This is a genomic window from Streptomyces sp. NPDC001027 (assembly GCF_040299045.1).
GTDB lineage: Bacteria > Actinomycetota > Actinomycetes > Streptomycetales > Streptomycetaceae > Streptomyces.
The window spans coordinates 1-17,183 of sequence record NZ_JBEPBI010000168.1 but is presented as its reverse complement, the minus strand read 5'-3'; the positions used below and the strand labels follow the sequence as shown (position 1 = coordinate 17,183).

Here is a 17,183-nt window from a genome sequence, read left to right as displayed (position 1 = left end):
CGCGGAGGGCCGCGCGGGCCGCGCAGAGGCCCATGCGGAGGGCCGCGCGGGCCGCGCAGAGGCCCATGCGGAGGGCCGCGCAGAAAGCTGAGCGGCCCAGCGCCGGCGCCCGCCGGTGGCCCGTCCCGGTCGGGCGCCGGCGCAGGGCCCGGTCGGGCGCACGTCCCGGTCGGGCGCGCAGCCCACGGTCCGGCCGGAGCCGGGCTAGCCCGCGTAGAACAGTTCGTCCACCACGGTCCGGGCCCGGCGGGCGGTGCGCCGGTAGTCGTCCAGCATGTCGCCGACGCGCCCGGGGCCGTAGCCGAGGTACCGGCCCACCGCGACCAGCTCGCGCGGGTCGGAGGGGAACGTGTCTCCCGCGCGGCCGCGGACCAGCATCACCGCGTTGCGCACCCGCGTGGCCAGCACCCACGCCTCGTCCAGCGTCGCCGCCTCCTCCTGCGGGATGAGGCCGGCGTCGCGGGCGGCGGTGAGCGCCTGCCGGGTGCGGGTGGTCCGCAGCCCCGGATGCGTCGCGCCGTGCCGCATCTGGATCAGCTGCACGGTCCACTCGACGTCGGACAGGCCGCCCGGGCCGAGCTTGGTGTGCAGCTTGGGATCGGCGCCCCGGGGCAGCCGCTCCGACTCCATCCGGGCCTTCAGCCGCCGGATCTCCCGCACGGCCTCGTCGGTGAGCCCGCCCGCCGGATACCGCAGGGGGTCGGCGAGTTCGAGGAACCTGCCCCCCAACTCCTCGTCCCCCGCGACGACTTCTGCGCGCAGCAGCGCCTGCGACTCCCACACCAGCGACCACCGCCGGTAGTAGGCGTCGTACGACTTCAGCGTGCGCACGAGCGGCCCGGACTTGCCCTCCGGGCGCAGGTCGGCGTCGACGAGCAGCGGCGGGTCGGCGCTGGGGATCTGCAGGAGCCGGCGCATCTCGGAGACGACCTTGTTGGCGGCCTGTGCGGCCTCCCGCTCGTCGACGCCGTCCCGCGGCTCGTGGACGAAGAGGACGTCCGCGTCGGAGCCGTAGCCCAGTTCGTGGCCGCCGAAGCGCCCCATGCCGATGACGGCGAAGCGGGTGGGCAGGGTGTCGCCCCAGCCCTCGCGGACGACGGCGCGCAGGGTGCCGGACAGCGTGGCGGCGGTGAGGTCGGACACGGCGCCGCCGACCAGGTCCACGAGGGCTCCCTGGTCGGCCTCGACGGGCTGCGCCTCGGTGCCGTACGAGCCGACGATGTCCGCGGCGGCGATGCGGAACAGCTCGCGCCGGCGGACCCCGCGTGCGGCGGCGACCGCCTGCACGGCCCCGTCGGCCCGCCGCACCGCGGCGAGGATCTCCTGTTCCAGCAGGGCGCGTCCGCGCGGCTCGAGCCCGCCGCCGTCGCCGTCGCCGAGCAGCGCCACCGCCTCCGGTGCGCGCATCAGCAGGTCGGGGGCGAGCCGCCCGGCGGACAGCACACGGGCGAGGTTCTCCGCCGCGGCCCCCTCGTCCCGCAACAACCGCAGATACCAAGGGGTCTTGCCCAGGGCGTCGGAGACCTTGCGGAAGTTGAGCAGGCCCGCGTCCGGGTCGGCCGAGTCGGCGAACCATCCCAACAGGACGGGCAGCAGGGTGCGTTGGATGGCGGCCTTGCGGGTGACGCCGGAGGCCAGCGCCTCCAGGTGGCGCAGCGCGGCGGCCGGATCGGCGTAGCCGAGGGCGACGAGTCGTTCGCGGGCCGCCTCCGCACTCAACCGGGTCTCTCCCGGGGCGAGTTGGGCGACCGCGTCGAGCAGGGGCCGGTAGAACAGCTTCTCGTGCAGCCGTCGTACGACGGACGCGTGCCGCTTCCACTCCCGGCCGAGCTCGGCGACCGGGTCGGTGCGCAGGCCGAGGGAGCGGCCGAGCCGCCGCAGATCGGTCTCGTCCTCGGGGACCAGATGGGTCCGCCGCAGCCGGTAGAGCTGGATGCGGTGCTCCATGGAACGCAGGAAGCGGTACGCGGCGTCCAGTTGCACCGCGTCGGCGCGTCCGACGTAGCCGCCCGTGGCGAGCGCCTGCAGGGCGTCGAGCGTGGTGCCGCTGCGCAGCGAGCCGTCGGCGCGCCCGTGCACCAGCTGCAGCAGCTGCACGGCGAACTCGACGTCCCGCAGTCCGCCGGGCCCGAGCTTGAGTTCGCGCTCGACCTCGGCGACCGGGATGTTCTCGATGACCCTGCGCCGCATGTTCTGCACGTCGACGACGAAGTTCTCCCGCTCCGCCGCCTTCCACACCATCGGCTCCACGGCGGCGACGTAGTCCGCGCCCAGCTCCAGGTCGCCGGCCACCGGCCGCGCCTTCAGCAGGGCCTGGAACTCCCAGGTCTTGGCCCACCGCTGGTAGTAGGCGAGATGGCTGCTGAGGGTGCGCACCAGCGGACCGTTGCGCCCCTCGGGCCGCAGGTTGGCGTCGACGGGCCAGATGGACCCTTCCACGGTGGTCTCGGAGCAGATCCTCATCATGTGCGACGCGAGTTTCGTGGCGGCCCGCAGCGCCTTGCCCTCGTCGGCCCCGTCGACGGCCTCGCCCACGAAGATGACGTCCACGTCGGACACGTAGTTCAGCTCGTGCCCACCGCACTTGCCCATCGCGATCACGGCGAGCCGGCACAGCGCGGCGTCGTCGGGGGCGGCCGCGCGGGCCAGGCCGAGGGCGGCCCGCAGGGTGGCGGTGGCGAGGTCGGCGAGCTCGGCGGCGGTCTCGGCGACGTCGGTGGTCCCGCACACGTCGCGGGCCGCGATGGACAGCAGGCAGCGCCGGTAGGAGACGCGCAGCGACACCGGGTCGGCGGCGTCGGCCAGTCCGCGCTCGAACTCCTCCACGCCGGGGTGCAGGTCCCGGGGCTCGTAGGTGACCAGCGCCTCCCAGTCCCGGGGATGCCGGGCGAGGTGGTCGGCGAGGGCGGCGGAGGCCCCCAGCACCCCCAGCAGCCGGTCCCGAAGGGGTTTGGCCGCGATCAGGGTGTCGAGCAGTTCGCGTCGCGCGGCGGGCCCGGGCTGGGCCTCCACCAGTCCGACGAGGCCGTGCAGGGCGAGGTCGGGGTCGGCGGTGGCGGCGAGCGCCTCCAGCAGAAAGGGGTCGTTGCGCACCGGGGACAGCTCGGGCCCGTCCAGCAGCCGCTCGGCGGCGGAGGGATCGGTGAAGCCGTGCCGCAACAGCCGAGTGAAGGTGCTGCTTCTGCGCCCCGGCGCCATCATCCCAGGCCTCCTCGTGCGATCAAGGTCGTCCGAAGTCGAGCGTAACCCCCGCCCCACGGTGGCGCTCCGGCCCGGTTTCGGGTTCTGTGGGGAACGGCGTGCCGCAACCGCCTGCGGGGCGCCGTACACAGGGACGACAAGGGAGTCACCCATGGACATGACCCTCGAAGTGATCCTGCTGCCGGTGTCGGACGTGGACCGCGCCAAGGAGTTCTACCGCGACAAGGTGGGCTTCCACGTCGATCTCGACGGCGAGGTGATGGAGGGGGTGCGGATCGTGCAGCTCACCCCGCCGGGCTCGGGCTGTTCGATCGCCCTGGTGGACGGTCTCCAGGTGCCGACGGGCACCCCGCAGCCGGGCACGTACCACGGCATGCAGCTCTGTGTGACGGACGCGAAGGCGGCGTACGAGGAGCTGACCGCCCGGGGCCTGGACGTCACCGAACCCCAGCAGTTCGCCCCGCAGGACGGCGCGACCTTCATGTACTTCAAGGACCCCGACGGCAACGGCTGGGCGATCCAGGAGTACCGCCGCCGCAAGACCGAGCCCCTCCACCAACTCCTGACAGAACTGGCCGCCCAGTAGCACCGGGCCCCGCCGGCTCCGGGTCGGCCCCGCGCAGCGGCGGGGCCGACCGTCCCTGACCGTCGGCCCTGGGCGCCGGAGCCACCCGCTGCTGTCGTGCGGCAGCCGGCGACGCTCATGACCGATGCCGCTAGCCGCTTCGCCCCCGCGAGATGGTGTCCCGCATCGCCTCCCGCAGGACGCGTCGTGCCTCGTGGATCTTCTCCCAGGCCCTCTCGTACGGCTGCGACCCTGGAATCGATCCCTCCTCCACGGCATTGCGGAGGGTGAGCACTGCCCCGATGACCTGGTCCGCGAGCGGAAGGACCGGGTTGGGGGCACTCAGTTCGACGTGGAACTGGTTCGCATACAGCCCGAGTTGATTGACTGCTTTCCTGGCGGCCTTCGCCCGGGCTTCGACCGGGCTTCCCAGATCGTGAGCCGTGTCGCTGATCGCCGACGCGGTCTGGGCCGCGGCGTCCAGAAACTCCACGTAGACCTTACGAAGGTTCTCCCGGTCCTGCTCGACCACGCTTCTCCGCCAGTGCAGGTGATCGGCCAGGGCCGTGCTCAGCCCACCCACGACGGTACCGATGACTACAGCCAGAAGGGTGCTCCACTGCATTCGTCGACGGTACGAGGAGCACCCGACGTCACACGATAGTCACACAGGAGGAAGGTATTTTGATCCGTTCGGGCGGTTTGGGATCACAGGGCGCGACACCAGCCCCGCCCGCAGCGGCGCCACGGGTCGGCCGAGCCCCGACGGCCCGGAGGCGGTCTTGGGTGAGGGGGTGGCAGGGCCGGCGGTTCATGGCCGTCGGCCCTGCGGGTCGTCGTAGCGGGGGCCCGCCCTGATCTGCGTCTCGGGGGCCGCCCTGACCTGCGGCTACAGCACCGGCAGGTTCTTGCGCAGCTCGAAGGCGGTGACCTCGGAGCGGTACTCCTCCCACTCCTGGCGCTTGTTGCGCAGGAAGAAGTCGAAGACGTGCTCGCCCAGGGTCTCGGCGACGAGGTCGCTGCGGTCCATCAGGGTCAGGGCCTCGCCGAGGTTCTGCGGGAGCGGCTCGATGCCCATGGCGCGGCGCTCGGCGTCCGAGAGCGCCCAGACGTCGTCCTCGGCGCCCGGCGGGAGCTCGTACCCCTCCTCGACGCCCTTGAGGCCGGCGGCGAGCAGCATGGCGTAGGCCAGGTACGGGTTGGCGCCGGTGTCGAGAGAGCGGACCTCGATGCGCGCGGAGCCGGTCTTGCCGGGCTTGTACATCGGCACGCGCACCAGGGCGGAGCGGTTGTTGTGGCCCCAGCAGATGTAGGACGGGGCTTCGCCGCCCGCGCCGGCGGTGCGCTCGGAGCCGCCCCAGATGCGCTTGTAGGAGTTGACCCACTGGTTGGTGACGGCGGCGATCTCGGCGGCGTGCTTCAGCAGGCCCGCGATGAAGGACCGGCCGACCTTGGACAGCTGGTACTCCGCGCCGGACTCGTAGAACGCGTTGCGGTCGCCCTCGAAGAGAGAGAGGTGGGTGTGCATGCCGGAGCCGGGGTGCTCGCTGAACGGCTTCGGCATGAAGGTCGCCTGGACGCCCTGCTCCAGCGCGACCTGCTTCATGACCAGGCGGAACGTCATGATGTTGTCGGCCGTGGAGAGCGCGTCGGCGTAGCGCAGGTCGATCTCCTGCTGACCGGGGGCGCCCTCGTGGTGGGAGAACTCGACCGAGATGCCCATCGACTCGAGCATGGTGATCGCCTGGCGGCGGAAGTCCATGCCGATGTTGTGCGGGGTGTGGTCGAAGTAGCCGGAGTTGTCGGCCGGGGTCGGGCGGGAGCCGTCGGTCGGCTTGTCCTTCAGCAGGAAGAACTCGATCTCCGGGTGGGTGTAGAACGTGAAGCCCAGGTCGGAGGCGCGGGCGAGGGCGCGCTTGAGGACGTAGCGGGGGTCGGCGAAGGACGGGGAGCCGTCCGGCATGAGGATGTCGCAGAACATGCGGGCGGTGCCGGGGGCCTCCGCGCGCCAGGGCAGGACCTGGAAGGTGGAGGGGTCCGGCTTGGCGATCATGTCGGACTCGTAGACCCGGGCGAAGCCCTCGATCGCGGAGCCGTCGAAGCCGATGCCCTCGTCGAAGGCCTGTTCGAGCTCGGCGGGGGCCACGGCGACGGACTTGAGGAAGCCCAGCACGTCCGTGAACCACAGCCGTACGAACCGGATGTCGCGCTCCTCCAACGTCCGGAGCACGAACTCCTGCTGCTTGTCCATCTTCCGCTTCCCCATCCTTGCTGGTCAGGCCGCCTGCCTCCGGTCCCGTGGAGCGGCGGTCGGGCACCTGAGCATCAGACCACATCCCCGTTTCGGGCGCGTTGCCGACCATGATCGCCTCGGCGACCCGGATCTGAACGCCTCATGTCCGGCGGGTGTCCTGCTCTGTCGCCCATCTTGCCTGCTCGGACCGGCATCCGTAATGCCCGACCCCCTCCGTCTCCCGCCTCCGCTTAATTTGCATCTCAAATGCAACTTTAACTAGGGTGCCGAACGGCCGTACGGGGCGAACTCCGTGACCCCGTGACCCCGTGAGCTCGAGGAGCCCCGATGCTGTCCGAACAGTCCGCAGCCACCGTCCGCGCCACCCTCCCCGTGGTGGGCGCGGCCATCGGCGACATCACCGAGCGGTTCTACGCCGGTCTCTTCGCCGCCCACCCCGAGCTGCTGCGCGACCTGTTCAACCGGGGCAACCAGGCGGCCGGCACGCAGCGCCAGGCCCTGGCCGGCTCCATCGCCGCCTTCGCACGCCACCTCGTCGACCACCCCGAGGACCGCCCCGACGCGATGCTCGGCCGGATCGCCCACAAGCACGCCTCGCTGGGCGTCGCGCCCGAGCAGTACCCGGTCGTCCACGAACACCTCTTCGCCGCCATCGCGGACGTCCTCGGCGAGGCGGTCACCCCCGAGGTGGCGGCAGCCTGGGACGAGGTCTACTGGCTGATGGCGAACGCGCTGATCGCCCTCGAGCGGCGGCTCCGCGAGGAGCGGGAGGGCGGCGCGGAGGCCGGTCAGTGGCGGGAGTGGGAGGTCGTGGAGCGCTTCGAGGAGACCGCGGACGTCGTCACCTTCCGGCTGCGGCCGCGGGACGGGGCCCCCGTCCGGGAGTTCCGTGCGGGCCAGTACGTGTCCGTGCGCGCCCGGCTCGCCGACGGGGCCCGCCAGATACGCCAGTACAGCCTCTCGGGGGCGCCGGACGCGGAGCTGCGGCAGATCAGCGTCAAGCGCGTGGCCGGCGGCGGGACGGCGGAGTCGGGCGCGCTCACACCCGAGGGCGAGGTCTCCCAGCACCTCCACGCGCGCGTGCGGGAAGGCGACGTGCTGGAGCTCTCCGCGCCGTACGGCGACCTGGTCCTCGCCGACGCCGACGGCGCCCCGCTGCTGCTGGCCTCGGCCGGCATCGGCGTCACCCCGATCGTCGCCATGCTGGCCCACCTCGCGGCCGTCGGGTACGACGCTCCCGTCACCGTCGTCCACGCGGACCGCTCCCCCGCGCACCACGCCCTGCGCGCGGACCACGAGGCCTACGCGGCGAAGCTGCCGGACGCCGGCGTGCACCTCTGGTACGAGCGGGAGGCCCCGGCGGACGCCCGGACCGGGCTGGCCGACCTCACCGACGTGCCCGTCGCGCCCGGCACGCGCGCGTACCTGTGCGGCCCGCTGCCCTTCATGCGGACGGTGCGGACGCAGCTGATCGCGAAGGGGGTCGCCCCGGCGGACGTCCACTACGAGGTGTTCGGCCCCGACCTGTGGCTGGCGACGGCGGGCTGACGCCTGGCCGCGGCCGCACCCCGGACGGCGGACCTCGCCGTCCGGCGACCCGGGGGCGCCGCGCGGGTCAGGCCCGTCCGGGAATCCCCAGCAGCAGCGGGCCCGTCGGCTCCGTCACGAGGTCCGCCAGCGTGAGCGGGTCCAGGGAGCGGTAGAACGCCTCCTGGGCCCGGCGCAGGGCGCCTCGCAGGCGGCAGGCCGAACTCAGGGGGCAGGGGACGACTCCGCCCTCGCAGTCGACGACGTCGCCGTCCCCCTCGAAGGCGCGGACGACGGCGCCCACCGACGCCGCGCGGCCGGGTCCGGTGAGGGCGAGGCCGCCGCCCCTGCCCCGCCGGGCCTCGAGCAGCCTCATGTGCTGGAGCTCGGCGACGACCTTCGCCGCGTGGGTGTAGGGGACCTCCATCGCCGCGGCCACCTCCCGGGTCGTGGGAGTGACCTGCGGGTTCTCGCCCGTCACCGCGAGTCGCATCAGGACGCGCAGTGCAAGGTCGGTGGATCGCAACAGCCGCATGAGACGAAGCGTAGATAATGCGCATCTCGGGTTCAAATTATCTCGGCCCTCTGCCGTGACCCGTCTACGACAAACCCGCGCGTCGCATTACGATCAGCGGACCCGTTCGTCAGTTCCCCCTTTCCCCAGAAGGACAGGCCTCATGGGTTCCGCCAACACCACCGGCAGTGCGGCGCGCAAGGCGCGCATAGAGGAGATGCGGCGGGCCGAACAGGCTCGTGAGCGACGAGGGCGGTTCCTCGTGATCGGGGGCAGCGTCCTCGCCGTCGTCGCGCTCGTCGCCGGCGGCGTGTTCGTCGTGAAGTCGCAGTCCGGCGACGACGCCTCCGCCGCCGACTCCAAGTCCTCCGGGAAGTTCGTCACCGGCGCCGACGGGGTGAAGACGTGGAAGGGGAAGCTGGGGCGCACGCACGTCGCGAAGACCGTGAAGTACCCGACCGAACCGCCCGTCGGCGGCGACCACAACCAGGTCTGGATGAACTGCAACGGCGACGTCTACACCAAGGCGCTGAACAACATGAACGCCGTGCACTCGCTGGAGCACGGCGCGGTCTGGGTGACGTACAACAGCAAGGCGGCCAAGGCGGACGTAGCGGCCCTCGCCGCCAAGGTGAAGAAGACGCCCTACACGCTGATGAGCCCGGACGACGCCCAGGCCGACCCGATCATGCTCACCGCCTGGGGGCACCAGCGCACGGTGACCGGCGCGAGCGACCCGAACGTGGACGCGTTCTTCGCGAAGTTCGTGCAGGGCTCGCAGACGCCCGAGCCGGGCGCGGCGTGCACGGGCGGGCTGCCGCAGTGAGGTACGCGGGAGTGGCCGTCGCCGTCGCCGGGGTGCTCGTCGCCGCGGGAGCGGTCACCTACTCGGTGGCCGAGGACGGCGGGACGGGCGCCGACGCCCCGGCCGCCGACTCCGCCGACGCCGGGTTCGCCCGGGACATGGCCGTGCACCACCAGCAGGCCGTCGAGATGTCGTACATCGTGCGCGACCGGACGACCGACGAGGAGGTGCGGCGGCTCGCGTACGACATCGCGCAGACCCAGGCCAACCAGCGCGGCATGCTGATCGGCTGGCTGGACCTGTGGGGGCTGCCGAAGGTGTCGCCCGACCCGCCCATGACCTGGATGGGCATGCGCGGGATGAGCGGCGGCGAGGGCGGGGCGCTCATGGTCGGCATGGCCACCGACGCCGAGATGAAGCGGCTCGGCACGCTCAACGGCAAGCAGGCCGAGATCCTCTACCTCCAGCTCATGACCGCCCACCACAAGGGCGGTGTCCACATGGCCCAGGGCTGCGTCGACAAGTGCACGGTCGGCGTGGAGAAACGACTCGCGCAGGGCATGGTCGAGGCCCAGCAGTCGGAGATCGGCCTCATGGCGGACATGCTGAAGGCGCGCGGGGCCAAGCCCTGACCGCTCGGGCGGACGGTCGGGCGGACCGGCCCGCGGACAGTGCCGTGGACAGCGCCGTGGACAGGCCCGTGAACGGGGCTACGGCCCGGTCGTGGCCTGCTTGATCCCCTTGGCGGCCCAAGTCGTAGGGTTTTCCCTCGACTTCGCGGACGTAACCGTCAAACCATGCCAGAAAGCGGTCACTTGGGCCCTTCTTGGTATGCGCATTCCCCTGGCATGAAGGGTTCGTCGCAAGAGTGGCCCGCACGTCGAGTGATCCACTCGCGTCGAACCACCTACAGGGGGTCCTATGAGATCCAATCGCGCCACGCTGCGCGCCGCGAGCATGGCAGCGACACTGCCCATGATCGTCGGCGCGCTGGCGCTCGGCATACCCGCGGCCCACGCCGCGGACGCCCCGGCCCGCGACACGCTGGCGGGCACCAAGCCCGCGTGGGCCACGGCCAAGGCGGACAAGGGTTCGACCTCGGACAGCGCAAAGGTCTCCGCCCGGGTCTACCTCGCGGGACGTGACGCCGCCTCTCTCGCGAAGTACGCGAAGGCGGTCTCCGACCCGAGCTCCGCCGCCTACGGCAGGTACCTCTCCGCCGCGCAGGCGAAGGCCCGCTACGGCGCGACCGCGGCCCAGGTGGCCGCCGTGAAGGCGTGGCTGACGGCGGCCGGTCTGAAGGTGACCGGCACGACCGAGCACTACGTCTCCGTCAGCGGTGACGTGGCCGCCGCCGAGAAGGCGTTCGGCACCCAGCTGCACAACTACGCCAAGGGTTCGAAGACGTACCGGGCCCCGGCGAAGGCGGCCACCGTCCCGGACAGCCTGGACGGCGCCGTGCTGACCGTCACCGGCCTGGACAACGCCCCGCACAAGGCGACCCACAGCGACCAGCTCCCGGGCCCCGGCGCCGCGTTCAAGAACGCGGGACCGTTCTCCTCGTACTACGGCTCGAACGTCGCGACCACGCTGCCGAAGGCGTACGGCAAGGCGATCCCGTACGCCGTCGAGGGCTACACGGGCAAGCAGCTGCGCGCCGCCTACGGCGCGGGCGCCTACACGGGCAAGGGCGTGCGCGTCGCGATCACCGACGCCTTCGCCTCGCCGACGATCGCCTTCGACGCGGCCACGTACGCGAAGAAGCACGGCGACGCGGCCTGGAAGACCGGCCAGCTGCGCCAGGTGCTGCCGAAGGACTACACCCACACCGGCGCCGACGAGTGCGACGCCTCGGGCTGGTACGGCGAGGAGACCCTCGACGTCGAGGCCGTGCACGCGGTCGCGCCGGCCGCGAACGTCACGTACGTGGGCGCGGCGTCCTGCATGGACGACGACCTGCTCGACTCGCTCAGCAAGATCGTCGACAACCACCTGGCCGACATCGTCTCCAACTCGTGGGGCGACGTCGAGGCCAACCAGACGCCGGACCTGGCGGCCGCCTACGACCAGGTCTTCCAGTTCGGCGCGGTCGAGGGGATCGGCTTCTACTTCTCCTCCGGCGACAACGGCGACGAGGTCGCCAACACCGGCACGAAGCAGGTCGACACCCCGGCCAACTCGGCCTGGGTGACGGCGGTCGGCGGCACCTCGCTGGCGGTCGGCAAGGGCGACAAGTACCTGTGGGAGACCGGCTGGGGCACCGAGAAGGCCTCGCTGTCCGCGGACGGCAAGAGCTGGACGAACTTCCCCGGGGCCTACACCTCGGGCGCGGGCGGCGGCACCAGCAAGACGGTCGCCGAGCCGTACTACCAGAAGGGCGTCGTCCCGAAGGCGCTCGCCACGGCCAACAACGCCGCCGGCAACCGCGTCGTCCCGGACATCGCGGCGATCGCCGACCCGAACACCGGCTTCAAGGTCGGCCAGACCCAGACCTTCCCGGACGGGTCCGAGCAGTACAGCGAGTACCGCATCGGCGGCACCTCGCTGGCCGCGCCGGTCATCGCGGCCGTGCAGGCGCTGGCCCAGGAGGCGCGCGGCGGCGAGGCGATCGGTTTCGCCAACCCGTCGATCTACTCCAAGTACGGCTCGCGGGTCTACCACGACGTGACCGACAACCCCACGGGGTACGGACTCGCCGTGGCGCGCGTCGACTTCGCCAACGGCGTCGACGCCACCGGCGGCCTGCTGACCTCCGTCCGCAGCCTCGGCAAGGACAGCTCGCTGTCCGCGGTGAAGGGCTACGACGACGTCACCGGCGTGGGCACGCCCGCGAGCGGTTACGTGGACTCGTACCGCCGCCACTGAGCACTGCGGAGGCGTGGCCGAACGTCGCGTGACGTGAAGGGGGCGTGAGGTGAGAGACACCTCACGCCCCCCATCGCGTCGCTCTGACGATTACACTGTTCCCGTGCCTCAACTTCGTCTCGCCCTGAACCAGATCGACTCGCGTGTCGGCGACCTCGCCGGCAACACCGAAACGATCCTCCGCTGGACCCGGCACTCCGCCGAGCAGGGGGCCCACCTCGTGGCGTTCCCGGAGATGGCGCTGACCGGGTATCCCGTCGAGGACCTCGCCCTGCGCTCCTCCTTCGTCGAGGCCTCCCGCACCGCGCTGCGCCGGCTCGCCGTGCGCCTCGCCGACGAGGGCTTCGGCGGCCTGCCGGTCGTCGTCGGCTACCTCGACCGGTCGGAGAACGACCAGCCGCGGTTCGGCCGTCCGGCCGGCTCCCCGCGCAACGCCGCGGCGGTGCTGCACGGCGGCGAGGTGGTGCTGTCCTTCGCCAAACACCACCTGCCCAACTACGGCGTCTTCGACGAGTTCCGCTACTTCGTGCCCGGCGACACCATGCCGGTGCTGCGCGTCCACGGCGTCGACGTGGCCCTCGCGATCTGCGAGGACCTGTGGCAGGACGGCGGCCGGGTCCCCGCCGCACGCTCGGCGCAGGCGGGGCTCCTGCTCTCGGTCAACGCCTCGCCCTACGAGCGGGACAAGGACGACACCCGCCTGGAGCTGGTCCGAAAGCGCGCGCAGGAGGCCGGCTGCACCACCGCCTACCTCGCGATGATCGGCGGTCAGGACGAGCTCGTCTTCGACGGCGACTCGATCGTCGTCGACAAGGACGGCGAGGTGGTCGCGCGGGCCCCGCAGTTCTCCGAGGGCTGCGTGGTCCTGGACCTCGAGCTGCCCGCGGCCTCCCCCGACGCGCCGACGGGCGTCGTGGACGACGGTCTGCGCATCGACCGCGTGGTGCTGTCCGAGAAACCGCTGCCGCGTTACGAGCCCGAGCTGAGCGGCGGGTACGCGGAGCGGCTGGACGACGCCGAGGAGGTCTACTCGGCGCTGGTCGTGGGGCTGCGGGCGTACGTCGCGAAGAACGGCTTCCGTTCCGTGCTCATCGGTCTGTCGGGCGGGATCGACTCGGCGCTCGTCGCGGCCCTCGCCTGTGACGCGGTGGGCGCGCAGAACGTGTACGGCGTGTCGATGCCGTCCAAGTACTCCTCCGACCACTCGAAGGGCGACGCGGCGGAGCTGGCCCGGCGCACCGGGCTGAACTTCCGCACGGTGCCGATCGAGCCGATGTTCGACGCGTACATGGGCTCGCTGGGCCTGACGGGCCTGGCCGAGGAGAACCTCCAGTCGCGCCTGCGCGGGACGATGCTGATGGCCATCTCCAACCAGGAGGGCCACATCGTCCTCGCCCCCGGCAACAAGTCGGAGCTGGCGGTCGGCTACTCGACCCTGTACGGGGACTCGGTCGGCGCGTACGGCCCCATCAAGGACGTCTACAAGACGTGGGTCTTCCGCCTCGCGGAGTGGCGCAACCGCGCCGCCGCCGAGCGGGGCCAGACCCCGCCGATCCCGGAGAACTCGATCACCAAGCCGCCGAGCGCCGAGCTGCGCCCCGGCCAGGTGGACACGGACTCGCTCCCGGACTACCCCGTCCTCGACGCGATCCTGGAGATGTACGTGGACCGGGACCAGGGCGCGGACGCCATCGTCGCCGCCGGGTACGACCCCGCGCTGGTCGCCAAGACGCTGCGCATGGTCGACACCGCCGAGTACAAGCGGCGTCAGTACCCGCCGGGCGCGAAGATCTCGGCGAAGGGCTTCGGCAAGGACCGCCGCCTCCCCATCACGAACGGCTGGCGCGAGTCAGTGTGACGGGACGCCGGAACGCCCCGCCGAAGCTCCCCACAAAACCCCCTCAGGGCGACGAGCCAACCCACTCGGGGTGACAAGCCAACCGGGTCGAGGTGACAAGCCGACCCGGCCGAGGCGGCAAGGCGGCCCGGTCGAGGGCCGCGAGGCGGCCGGGCGGCGTGGTCGCGCGGCTCGGCCGAGTCGGCCGGACGGGCCGGGGCGGCGGACCGGCCGGCATGACCGGCGGACCGGCCGGCGTGACCGGCGGACCGGCCGACGGCGGCGAAGTGGACCGGCCGGCCGGGACCGCGGGGCGGACCGGCCGGCCTTCGCCGATGGCCGCGTCAGTGGTGGGCCGGGGCTTCCGACGGGCGGGGCACGTGGGTGGCGACCACGCGGTCGCGGACGGGGCGTCGCGGAGCGCGGCGGGCGTCGACGGCGTACGCGACGCCGGCCACCCCGAGGCCCAGCACCGCCAGGGCCGCCCCCGCGACCGCCGGGGAGGTCACGCCGTAGCCGGCGGCGAGGGTCAGGCCGCCGATCCAGGCGCCGCCGGCGTTGGCCATGTTGAACGCGGCCTGGTTGGCGGAGGAGGCCAGCGAGGGGCCCTCGGTCGCCCGCTCCATCACCATCAGGTTGAGCGGGGAGCCCGTCACGAACGCCGCGACGCCCAGCAGGACCACGGCCAGCGCGCCGCCCCAGGGCGTCGTCATCAGCAGCGGAAACAGGGCGAGGACCGCGGCCAGCGAGGTGAGTCCGGCGAACAGGGTGGGCCGCATCGCGTGGTCGGCGAGCCGGCCGCCGATCAGGTTGCCGACGGTGGCGCCGACGCCGAACAGCGCCAGCAGCAGCGTCACGCTGGAGCCGGCGTAACCGGCGGAGTCCGTCAGCATGGGCGTGATGTAGCTGTAGGCGGCGAACAGGGCGCCGAAGCCGGCCACCGTCGTGCCGAGCGCCAGCCACACCGGCAGCGACCGCAGGGCGGACAGCTCGCGGCGCAGGCCGACGGCCGGAGCGCGGGTGTGGTCGTGCGGGATCAGCAGGGCCAGGGCGGCGATCGCCGCCAGGCCGATCACGCTGACGCCGAGGAAGGCCGACCGCCAGCCGAGGTGCTGGCCCACGAGGGTGGCGGCGGGGACGCCCGCGATGTTGGCGACGGTCAGTCCGAGGAACATCAGCGACACCGAGCGGGCCTTGCGCTCCGGCGCGACCAGGGTGGTGGCCACCACCGCGCCGACGCCGAAGAAGGCGCCGTGCGGCAGACCGCTGAGGAAGCGGGCGGCCAGCAGCCAGCCGTTGTCCGGGGCCAGCGCGGAGAGCGCGTTGCCCGCGACGAAGAGGACCATGAGGGCGATCAGTACGGTGCGGCGGGGCATCCGCGCGGTCGCCGCGGCGAGCAGCGGCGCGCCGATGACGACGCCGAGCGCGTACGCGGAGACCAGGTGTCCGGCCGCCGGGATGGAGATGTGCAGGTCGCCCGCGACGTCGGGCAGCAGGCCCATCATCACGAACTCGGTGGTGCCGATGCCGAAGGCACCCACGGCCAGGGCGAGCAGGGCCAGAGGCATGAAGGACTTGCCTTTCAGGGAGAGCGGATTCCGTTCATCATACGTTTCGTATGTTCAAGTACGGAACAAAGTCTCCCCGGCCCGGTATTCCGGCGGGCGACGCCCTGGTTACGTTGTGGTGACCTTCACACGAGCGGCCACCGGCAGATGGTCGCTGCCCGTCTTCGGCAGCGTCCACGAGGTGACCGGCTCGACGCCCTTCACCATGATCTGGTCGATCCGCGCCATCGGGAACGAGGCGGGCCAGCTGAAACCGAAGCCGCTGCCCGCGGCGCCCTGCGTGGAGCGCATCTGGGAGGTCACGGCGTTCAGCGAGCGGTCGTTCATGGTGCCGTTGAGGTCGCCGAGCAGGATCACCCGGGTCAGCCTCTCCTCGGCGATCGCCTCGCCCAGCGCGTCGGCGCTCTTGTCGCGCTGCCGGGCGGTGAACCCGGCCTGCAGCTTGACCCGCACCGAGGGCAGGTGCGCCACGTAGAAGGCGACCTCCCCCTGCGGAGTCTCGACGGCCGCCCGCATCGCGCGCGTCCAGCCCAGCTCGATGTCGACGGCCCGCACGCCGCTGAGCGGGTACTTGCTCCACAGCCCGACCGTGCCCTGCACCGAGTGGTACCGGTACGTCGCCGCCAACGCCTCCTCGTACACCGGGACGGCCGAGGCGGTCAGCTCCTCCAGGGCCACCACGTCCGCCCCGGAGGCGGCCACGTCCCGGGCGGTGCCCGCCGGATCGGGGTTGTCGGCGTTGACGTTGTGGGTGGCCACGGTGAGGTCGCCGCCGCCGCCGGTCCGGTCGACCAGCAGCCCGCCGAAGAGGTTCGTCCACACCACGACCGGCAGGACGACGGCGATCAGCGCGGTCGCCGACCTGCGCACCACCGCGAGCACCAGCAGCACCGGCACGAACACGCCGATCCAGGGCAGGAACGTCTCCGTCAGGCTGCCGAGGTTGCCGAACCGGTTGGGGATGCGCGAGTGCAGCAGCATCACCAGGGACAGCGCCAGCGCCACGCCCGCGACGACCAGACCGCGCCGCCAGATGCGCGGGTCGCCACGCCAGCCCGTGGTCAGCCGGCCGAGCAGACGTCCGATCAGGCGCCGGAGCCGGACTCCCCGAGGCTCGTGTCCCGAGTCTCCGTTGCCGTCCGTCTCCGTCATGTACGCCTGCTGCGCCATACCGTCGCCTCACTGCCTGCCGTGCACCGTCCAACCCCCGGGTACGACCCTAGGGGATGATCGGCTTGGTTCTCGCCGTCCCGTGACGGCCGTACGGGGACGAGGACGAAGGGCGCGGCGCGACGGGTTCCGGAACCGGCGGGCAGGGCCCGGTCTGTGACGGAACGCTCACATCGGGGTTACGCGTCCGGCGAGCTGACGGGGCGTAGGCCGGCGAGCAGCGAGTCGACGATGCGCCCCGGCAGGTCCTCGGGCAGATCGGCGTCGGGGCGCAGCACGGCACGCACGAGCATGGGGCCGACGAACATGTCGTTGATCAGTTCGATGTCGAGGTCGGCGCGGAGTTCGCCGTTCTCCTGTCCCCGGCGCAGGACTTCGACGCCCAGCCTGCGCCGGGGCGCTATCACCGTGTTGTGGTACGCCGTCCAGATCTGCGGGCTGCTCTTCATCTGGGCGTGGACGTTGTGCAGGATCGCCGAGGAGCGGCTGGCGAGTCCGCGCCGGCGCAGCGCCTCCAGCAGCACGACCAGGTCGTCGCGCATGGAGGTGCCGGGGAGTTCGGGGTCGTCCGGCTCGGCGGCCCGCAGCACGTCGACGAACAGCGCCTCCTTGCCGCTCCAGCGCCGGTAGATGGTGGCCTTGCCGACGCCGGCGGTGCGGGCGATGCGCTCGATGGACATCTCGGCGAGCGAGACGCCGTCCTCGAGCAGCTTCATCGTGACCTCGATGATGGCCCGTTCCAGGGCTTCGTTCCGGGGCCGCCCCCGGACGGGCTGCTCGACGGCTGAGCTGTCGGCGGGGCTCACGTCCACTGATCCTTTCGTCGCACTGGGGGAATTGTCGCCCACGGGGCGGGCGGAGGCGGCGGCCGTCCGCC

Annotated in this window: 13 protein-coding genes; 6 read left to right on the top strand and 7 right to left on the bottom strand. The window is 72.2% G+C overall.

All coding sequences use genetic code 11. From position 1 onward, the window contains the following. Nucleotides 1-204: 204 nt before the first annotated feature. Complete coding sequence (locus ABT300_RS31445) at nucleotides 205-3,201, bottom strand: bifunctional [glutamine synthetase] adenylyltransferase/[glutamine synthetase]-adenylyl-L-tyrosine phosphorylase (protein ID WP_351682846.1); 2,997 nt, start codon at nucleotides 3,199-3,201, stop codon at nucleotides 205-207. Nucleotides 3,202-3,352: 151 nt separating this feature from the next. On the opposite strand from ABT300_RS31445, the gene ABT300_RS31440 reads away from it, so the two are divergent. After that, entirely contained in the window at nucleotides 3,353-3,787 is a 435-nt protein-coding gene (locus ABT300_RS31440; RefSeq protein ID WP_351682843.1) for a VOC family protein, read from the top strand. A gap of 130 nt (nucleotides 3,788-3,917) precedes the next feature. Here the strand turns inward: ABT300_RS31440 and ABT300_RS31435 are convergent, their stop codons facing one another. Then, nucleotides 3,918-4,391: a hypothetical protein gene (locus ABT300_RS31435; protein ID WP_351682840.1), complete on the bottom strand. Its 474-nt coding sequence runs from the start codon at nucleotides 4,389-4,391 to the stop codon at nucleotides 3,918-3,920. Between the two features lie 264 nt (nucleotides 4,392-4,655). After that, nucleotides 4,656-6,017 (bottom strand): gamma-glutamylpolyamine synthetase GlnA2, encoded by a 1,362-nt coding sequence (glnA2, locus tag ABT300_RS31430; RefSeq protein WP_057583457.1) that lies wholly within the window; start codon nucleotides 6,015-6,017, stop codon nucleotides 4,656-4,658. A 330-nt stretch (nucleotides 6,018-6,347) separates the two neighbouring features. On the opposite strand from glnA2, the gene ABT300_RS31425 reads away from it, so the two are divergent. Then, nucleotides 6,348-7,568, top strand: a complete 1,221-nt coding sequence (locus ABT300_RS31425; RefSeq protein WP_351682836.1) for a globin domain-containing protein — start codon at nucleotides 6,348-6,350, stop codon at nucleotides 7,566-7,568. A 67-nt stretch (nucleotides 7,569-7,635) separates the two neighbouring features. Here ABT300_RS31425 and ABT300_RS31420 read toward each other — a convergent pair whose 3' ends face one another. Beyond that, nucleotides 7,636-8,082 carry an RrF2 family transcriptional regulator gene (locus tag ABT300_RS31420; RefSeq protein ID WP_351682833.1) on the bottom strand — a complete coding sequence of 149 codons (447 nt, stop codon included), beginning with the start codon at nucleotides 8,080-8,082 and terminating at the stop codon, nucleotides 7,636-7,638. 142 nt (nucleotides 8,083-8,224) lie between these two features. On the opposite strand from ABT300_RS31420, the gene ABT300_RS31415 reads away from it, so the two are divergent. From ABT300_RS31415 to ABT300_RS31400, 4 genes are all read left to right on the top strand, one after another. Then, nucleotides 8,225-8,887, top strand: coding sequence for a thioredoxin-like domain-containing protein (locus tag ABT300_RS31415; RefSeq protein WP_351682830.1), 663 nt, complete (start codon nucleotides 8,225-8,227; stop codon nucleotides 8,885-8,887). A gap of 11 nt (nucleotides 8,888-8,898) precedes the next feature. Beyond that, nucleotides 8,899-9,498, top strand: coding sequence for a DUF305 domain-containing protein (locus ABT300_RS31410; protein WP_351682827.1), 600 nt, complete (start codon nucleotides 8,899-8,901; stop codon nucleotides 9,496-9,498). A gap of 289 nt (nucleotides 9,499-9,787) precedes the next feature. Beyond that, nucleotides 9,788-11,731, top strand: a complete 1,944-nt coding sequence (locus ABT300_RS31405) for a S53 family peptidase (protein ID WP_351682824.1) — start codon at nucleotides 9,788-9,790, stop codon at nucleotides 11,729-11,731. A 103-nt stretch (nucleotides 11,732-11,834) separates the two neighbouring features. Continuing rightward, nucleotides 11,835-13,589, top strand: coding sequence for an NAD+ synthase (locus tag ABT300_RS31400; protein WP_351682821.1), 1,755 nt, complete (start codon nucleotides 11,835-11,837; stop codon nucleotides 13,587-13,589). A gap of 323 nt (nucleotides 13,590-13,912) precedes the next feature. On the opposite strand, the gene ABT300_RS31395 is transcribed toward ABT300_RS31400, so the two are convergent. The 3 genes from ABT300_RS31395 to ABT300_RS31385 all read right to left on the bottom strand — a co-directional run bounded on the left by ABT300_RS31395 (nucleotide 13,913) and on the right by ABT300_RS31385 (nucleotide 17,112). After that, nucleotides 13,913-15,136, bottom strand: a complete 1,224-nt coding sequence (locus tag ABT300_RS31395) for an MFS transporter (protein WP_351682818.1) — start codon at nucleotides 15,134-15,136, stop codon at nucleotides 13,913-13,915. A gap of 108 nt (nucleotides 15,137-15,244) precedes the next feature. Continuing rightward, complete coding sequence (locus tag ABT300_RS31390; RefSeq protein ID WP_351682815.1) at nucleotides 15,245-16,306, bottom strand: endonuclease/exonuclease/phosphatase family protein; 1,062 nt, start codon at nucleotides 16,304-16,306, stop codon at nucleotides 15,245-15,247. Between the two features lie 179 nt (nucleotides 16,307-16,485). Beyond that, the gene (locus ABT300_RS31385) at nucleotides 16,486-17,112 is read right to left on the bottom strand and encodes a TetR/AcrR family transcriptional regulator (RefSeq protein ID WP_351682812.1); all 627 of its coding nucleotides are present in this window, start codon (nucleotides 17,110-17,112) and stop codon (nucleotides 16,486-16,488) included. Between the last annotated feature and the right edge of the window lie 71 nt (nucleotides 17,113-17,183).

What these genes read in the sequence shown, in the direction of transcription:
- ABT300_RS31445 (WP_351682846.1), bottom strand. Translation starts at nt 3,201, where the DNA reads ATGATGGCGCCGGGGCGCAGAAGCAGCACCTTCACTCGGCTGTTGCGG.
- ABT300_RS31405 (WP_351682824.1), top strand. Translation starts at nt 9,788, where the DNA reads ATGAGATCCAATCGCGCCACGCTGCGCGCCGCGAGCATGGCAGCGACA.
- ABT300_RS31390 (WP_351682815.1), bottom strand. Translation starts at nt 16,306, where the DNA reads ATGGCGCAGCAGGCGTACATGACGGAGACGGACGGCAACGGAGACTCG.
- glnA2 (WP_057583457.1), bottom strand. Translation starts at nt 6,017, where the DNA reads ATGGACAAGCAGCAGGAGTTCGTGCTCCGGACGTTGGAGGAGCGCGAC.
- ABT300_RS31420 (WP_351682833.1), bottom strand. Translation starts at nt 8,082, where the DNA reads ATGCGGCTGTTGCGATCCACCGACCTTGCACTGCGCGTCCTGATGCGA.
- ABT300_RS31415 (WP_351682830.1), top strand. Translation starts at nt 8,225, where the DNA reads ATGGGTTCCGCCAACACCACCGGCAGTGCGGCGCGCAAGGCGCGCATA.
- ABT300_RS31440 (WP_351682843.1), top strand. Translation starts at nt 3,353, where the DNA reads ATGGACATGACCCTCGAAGTGATCCTGCTGCCGGTGTCGGACGTGGAC.
- ABT300_RS31425 (WP_351682836.1), top strand. Translation starts at nt 6,348, where the DNA reads ATGCTGTCCGAACAGTCCGCAGCCACCGTCCGCGCCACCCTCCCCGTG.
- ABT300_RS31395 (WP_351682818.1), bottom strand. Translation starts at nt 15,136, where the DNA reads ATGCCTCTGGCCCTGCTCGCCCTGGCCGTGGGTGCCTTCGGCATCGGC.
- ABT300_RS31435 (WP_351682840.1), bottom strand. Translation starts at nt 4,391, where the DNA reads ATGCAGTGGAGCACCCTTCTGGCTGTAGTCATCGGTACCGTCGTGGGT.